Below are 6,201 nucleotides of genomic sequence, written 5' to 3' on the forward strand. Positions count from 1 at the left end.
CCCTAATGAACAGGCCACCCACTTCCTCCCGCTCTGCGCATGCGTAGGGCCCTAACGCTGCACCCTAGCACAGCGCCACCGAGCGGGGGGACGCTATATTCGTCCATTTTCCTCCTGACTGCGTTGGACGCCGGACGTGCATGTGTGTTGCTGCCGCTGCATTGCATCACCCCAGACTGTTTCTGTGCACTTCTGCCTTGGAGCCAGCCTACCCAGTCTCGACCCTCGGACTACTGTCTGCTGTGACTTCTCCTGGTGTATCCTTTAGTTCACTGTTGCGTGCTTCGAGCTGCCAGTTCACTTCCTTATTTCTTCATCGCGTTGCGTACTGTTGCTTGCGTGGTTCGTCATGCCGAAATCGGGTAAGTCCAGCGGCCGTCATTGCCGTGAACCTTCGTGCGGGACCAAACTTCCCGTGGGCGATTTGCATCCCCATTGCTTTTCGCACCGGGGTTGCCCTCGCACCCGCGCTGGTGGGGATTTGGGGAATAAGGCCTGCCAATACTGCAAAGAGTGGTCTGAACTTCAGCTACAGGCCTTCGCCAAACGTCGGGCAGCCTGGGAACGCGAGCACTCGCTCACCCAGGGTGAACTTCCTTTGGCGGGGGCCTCCCGGCCTTCCTCCCCTCCTCCCCATCTAGACTCTTCGGTCTCGGTTTCTGCCGTTCTGGGGGAGGGATCTCACTCCCCGATCCCGGTAGACGACCCGGCGGCGTCCCCTTCTGGGACGCCATCGGATCAGACGCTTTCCGCCCCGGCGGCCGCGTCCGCCGAGGCACCCCTCACGCTAGCTTTGTTACGGGAGTTACTGGCTCACCAGGAGCAGTCGTTTTCGGCGCGACTCGCCTGCTTGTCGGACCGGCTGTCCCAGCGGTCCGTCCCCGTCTGCGGGTCTCCGTTGCCTTCCACGTCGAAGGAAATGGAGCCCGTCGCTGATTCTAACTCTGTTTCCTCGTATCGTTCCAGGTGCGTTTCGTCAGATGAGCGACCTCCGTCGCCCCTCACTGCCCGGTCTCACCACTCTCGTCACTCACCAGGTGGCGCCGGTGTACGGGCAGTGCCCTCGTCCCCCCAGTCACTTGACGGGAGGTCGAGAGGGGGCGCCACTGCAGCCTGTCGCAGGGTGGACCTACCGGTGGTAGTTAGGGTTGAGCTCGTTAGAGTGCTCCCCTCCCAGGCTGCCTGGGGGAGACCCCGCTACCACGCCCGTGATGACGGTACGTCCCGCTCCCGGGATCGGTCGGTTCCCACCCGGGGCCGCAAGAGGACCCGCTCTTCTCCCCAGGGACGGTACGGGGATAGGGACTACAGTCCCCGCTCCCTCGAGCATTCCCCTCATGGATCCAGGGATCGTGAATCCCGATCCAGATCGTCGGACTCCGACAGATCGGCCTCCCCTCTCCACTCTGGGATCCGGCGCCGCCGTCGTTCAACTTCTACGGACCGCATCCCAGACTCGGTACCGGAGGGCGGCTTCTCCACCTTTAGGGAAGCCCTACAACGCCTCGTGGACTTGGGGAAGGCTACTCCCTTGGCCGCCAAGAATGAGCCCGTAAGCCATCCAGAACGGAAGTCTCGCGTTCTGAACGTCCGGGGGGTGGCACCACATGTTAGCGTCGACAGATGGATAGACGTGGCGCTCACTTCCCTGGATCGTCATCCTGAGGCGAAGGTAAACACGCCTTTCACCCCCTCAGTGCTGAGGAGTACCTGCGCTAGGTACGAGGCGGCGAATGAGGACACCTTCCTCCATCAGGCCCGGGACCGCCCTCGCGGTTTCCGAGAGGTGTCCACGCTCGCCGATGACGAGGCTGTGGCTCGCTTGGCGAAGGCGCCACTATCGCTGCACCATAGACAGCACGAGGCCCTGGATCGTCTTATCAGGGCCACGGTGACTTCCGTCTCCTATTCCCGTCATTTCATGGGAGGCGCCTCAGCGGAGCTGGACCAGGTTCGTCGTGACTTGGCGAACCTAAGGTCATCCGTTTTCTCCCTGGACCGGGAGACGATCGCCGACAAGCTAGCCCAGCTTGAGTGCACGGCGGACTCCGCAGCAGACTTCCTGGCTCACGCCGACTTGTCTGCATCCGACACTGTCGGGACGGCGGTAGGGTTGGATGTCAACTTGACACTGGCTCAGAGGGACAAATTTATCCCTAAGCTCAGGTCTTACCTCGGGCTACGCCACCGCAGGTCTCTTCGGAACGGTACGTTCCGCTCTAAAGATCTGCTCCCAACCTTACCGGAAGTCACCACGGCGGCTCGGGAGGACGCCCAACATGAATCAACCCGACAGTTGGCATCGATCAAGTGGTCGGCCTCCCATCGTCCCTCCTCCGCTGTCCCCCCGCGGGCCGGGGGGAACAAGCACCCCCCCATGCGGGTCGCAGGTCTGGACAGGCGGCCCCGCCCGCCACAGGTTCGTCCTCCGGAACCAGTCGTCCAGCGGGGCACGTCAACCGCCGCGCTTTCAAGAACCGGCGGCGACAGGAGGGATCTCGGCGCCAGCCGCCCAAACGGGACTGACTCTCCGCCAGCTCCCGCTCTGCAGGCCTCAGGCCCCTTGTCTTGCGCCAACGAGCGGCCTGTAGGCGGCTGCTTGTCGCGCTACCTGGCAGCGTGGAGAGAGATCACCGACGATCCGTGGGTGCTATCAGTGATAGCAGACGGTTACGCCCCCACGTTCGCGGGCTCTCGCCCTTCCTTGACTCGGGTTTGGAGCGCCCACGAGTCAGCGACGCCAGGAAACCGGGACGCTCTGATCCAGGAGGCACGCTCTCTGGTCCTGAAACAGGCCACAGAAAAGGTGTCTCGGCCGGAGTCACTGGGATTTTACTCCCGCATTTTTCTGGTCCCCAAGAAAAATGGTCAACTCCGCCCGGTGATCAATCTGCGCCCACTCAACCGTGTGCTCCACTGTCCCCACTTTCAAATGGAGACAGTGGGATCCATCTCGGCAGCCGTCCAACCCGGGGATTGGGCAACCTCGGTGGATCTGACGGACGCCTACTTCCACATTCCCATTGCTCCGTGGTTTCGGAAATATCTCCGATTTGTGGTAGCAGGCGAGGTCTTCCAATTTCGGGCCCTTCCGTTCGGTCTGGCCCCGGCTCCCTTGGTGTGCACACGCCTTCTTGCGCCCCTCGCAGTTCACCTCCACACCCAGGGAGTTCTCTTCCACCGGTATTTGGACGACCTGCTCATCCGAGCCCCGTCTCCAGACCTTTGTCACCGGTGGACGAGTCTAACTCTGTCAACTCTCCGCCATCTGGGTCTAGGGGTGAACCTCGACAAATCCGAGCTCTCTCCCTCTCAGGACTTTGTCTATGTGGGGGTGCGCTTCCGGACGGATGTCGGACTCAGCTGTCCGCCCGAGCCGCGCATTCAGTCAGCTCTCGGGGCCTGCCGCCAACTGACACAGTCGGGCAAAGCTTCTGCTCACGCTTGGCTATCCCTCTTGGGGATACTGTCGGCTCTGGAGAAACTCGTCCCCTTCGGCAGGCTCCACATCCGTCCGATTCACTTTTGCCTACGTCGGCAATTCAAGATCGGGGTTCACACCTTGGGCCGGGAGGTCCAACTGGACCCCCCGGCCCGCTCGGCCCTCCAGTGGTGGATGGATCTATCCCACTTGGCGGTCGGAGTCCCTCTGGGCCCTTACATACCCCAAGTAACTCTTTACACGGACGCCAGCAATCTTTGCTGGGGTGCTCACGCAGTGGGCTTTCAAGCCAACGGGGAGTGGGCCGATCACGAACGTCCTCTCTCCATCAACGCTCTCGAGCTGCTGGCAGTCCTGAGAGCCTTACAAGCCGATCCATCCTTCTGGAGAGGCAAGCGGATCCTGGTGGCCTCCGACAACACGTCAGCGGTGTCGTACATCAATCGCCAAGGAGGCACCCACTCAATGTCCCTCATGGACATCACCCAGGATTTGTTTGCCTTCATCCTGGACATGGAAATGACGATCCGAGCCCGCCATATCCCGGGCCGTCTCAATCGCACAGCAGATCTCCTGTCCAGGACGGACCAAGTGGTCACCACCGAGTGGACTCTGAACCGCCAAGTGGCGGCGCAGCTGTGGACGGTGTGGGGCACGCCGAACATCGACCTGATGGCGACGGAGCTGACCCACCAGCTTCCTGTCTATATCAGCCCGTATCCGGATCCCAGGGCCTTCGCAGTCGACGCAATGTCCTGCGACTGGAAAGGGATGGACGCGTATCTCTTTCCCCCGTGGCCCATGCTGGCGGAGGTACTCAGGAAGCTGACGACAGAGTCTCTGTGCTTGGTTACTCTGATCGCCCCGAGGTGGCCCAATCGTCCTTGGTTCCCTCTACTTCTGAGTCTGCTGATCGACCATCCGATCACCCTCCCCCCGCTAGAGGATCTCATCGGCATGCCTCACAACGACCGTCGGTTCGGCGCAATCCATTCCCTCGATCTTCACGCTTGTCGGCTATCTTCCGACAAGCGTCTGACCAGGGATTTTCTTCAGAGGTGTCGCGCCGCGTCGCTACGGGCCAGCTGCGTCCCTCCACCCAGAGCATCTACGACTCGAAGTGGTCGCAGTTCGCTCTTTGGTGTCAGCGACGGGGTACCGATCCACTCCAGGCCCCTGTAACTGAAGTCTGCGAGTTCTTTCTCTCTCTCTTCAAGGACAAGGCTCTTGCCCCGTCCTCTATCGAAGGTTACAGGTCTGCCATCCACTCCGTGTGGGGGGCAGTGGGTCGTTCCCTAACCGACTCCTACCACGTCTCCCGGCTTCTCCGCTCCTTTCGCGCAGAACGCCCCCGGAGTGGTGTATATTTTCCTCGGTGGGACCTTAATCTGGTTCTGCGGGTCTTGGCCAGACCCCCCTTCTCTCCCGTGGACCCCGACAAGCCATTCTGGCGTTCGGCTAAGACGGTGTTCCTCCTGCTGCTGGCCTCAGCGCGACGGCGGGGCGATATTCATGCTATTGATCCCCGACGTGTCACCTTCACTCGCGCTGGGGTTATCTTGGAACCATATCCAGGTTATCTACCGAAGATTCGTTCCACTGCAGAGGGGGAAGCCCGCTACCAGCCGATCGTCATCCGCCCCCTCTCGCCGTTTACGGACGATCCTGGTGAGCTAGCACTTTGCCCAGTCAAAGCGCTCCGTGACTATCACGCCTGGGCGGAACGGCGGTCTCCCGGCCGCAAGCGTTTCTTTCTGTCCCTCCGTCAGGACGGCCATCCGGTGGCCAAGGCGACGATTTCGGCATGGGTCGTCAAACTACTCAAGTTTGCCTACCGCCACGCATCCGAAGAGGACGCGCGCCTAGCCTCCACTAGTGTTCACGAAATTCGTGCGCTGGCAGCATCGATCGCGCTACAGTCGAACTTCGCCCTTGCGGAAGTCCTTCGGGCTGCCACTTGGGCCACTCCGGGAGTTTTCGCGGCATTCTACCTCCGTGACGTGTCGGGACTGCGCGATGGGCTGCACGTGCTGTCACCCTGTGTGGTGGCAGGCAGCGCTGTGCACTAGTTTCAGCTCTGGGATGATCCACCCGACGCCAGTCATCCGCTCTAGAGCTGCTTCCCCCCCCTACCGGTAAGTTCGTAGGTGGACTAGGTTGGTCGTCTATCCTAGCAGTCTCACGGTAGTGGAGACCGTCCCGACTCTGAGACCTCCACCGTCCCTGGGGGGACATAGGTACCCGGCGGGTCCCGCCGCGGCTACCAACTCGGGCACTTGGTACTTCCTTCCCCGTACTCCGCGCCCGAGGGGTACGAGATGGCACCTACTAACGCTGTCGGGTGGGTCCCATCTCCCCCTAATTCTCAGCCACCGTTGAGCGCTCCATACCGCTCTCGGGCTCTCCCCGCTTGCAACTGGGACTCGGTCTGGAGCTTACAATCCCGTGGAATAGCTTGTCCTGGACCGAACTCCCCTCCACACATTCTGTTGCATTCGGGCAATTAATGGGAGCGATTGGTAAGCGATATCGATTGGGACAAATCTGGTATTGATTTGCCTATCGATTAGCTTACCTCGCTCCCATTAAGGGACTCCCACCCTGCCTCCCCGCACGTTCGGGACAGTCTCCCCACGGCTTTACGGAGGAAAATGGACGAATATAGCGTCCCCCCGCTCGGTGGCGCTGTGCTAGGGTGCAGCGTTAGGGCCCTACGCATGCGCAGAGCGGGAGGAAGTGGGTGGCCTGTTCATTAGGGG

At 61.2% G+C, this 6,201-nt stretch carries 2 protein-coding genes; both read left to right on the top strand.

Going from position 1 to position 6,201, the window contains the following annotated elements; genetic code table 11:
- The first annotated feature begins 3,718 nt into the window (after positions 1-3,718).
- A complete protein-coding gene (locus QNJ43_RS26325; protein ID WP_300474950.1) occupies positions 3,719-4,624 on the top strand; it encodes a hypothetical protein in 906 nt (301 codons plus the stop codon).
- A 245-nt stretch (positions 4,625-4,869) separates the two neighbouring features.
- Positions 4,870-5,511 (top strand): hypothetical protein, encoded by a 642-nt coding sequence (locus tag QNJ43_RS26330; protein ID WP_300474952.1) that lies wholly within the window; start codon positions 4,870-4,872, stop codon positions 5,509-5,511.
- Positions 5,512-6,201 lie beyond the last annotated feature (690 nt).

This window comes from Breoghania sp. (assembly GCF_030066895.1).
GTDB lineage: Bacteria > Pseudomonadota > Alphaproteobacteria > Rhizobiales > Stappiaceae > Breoghania.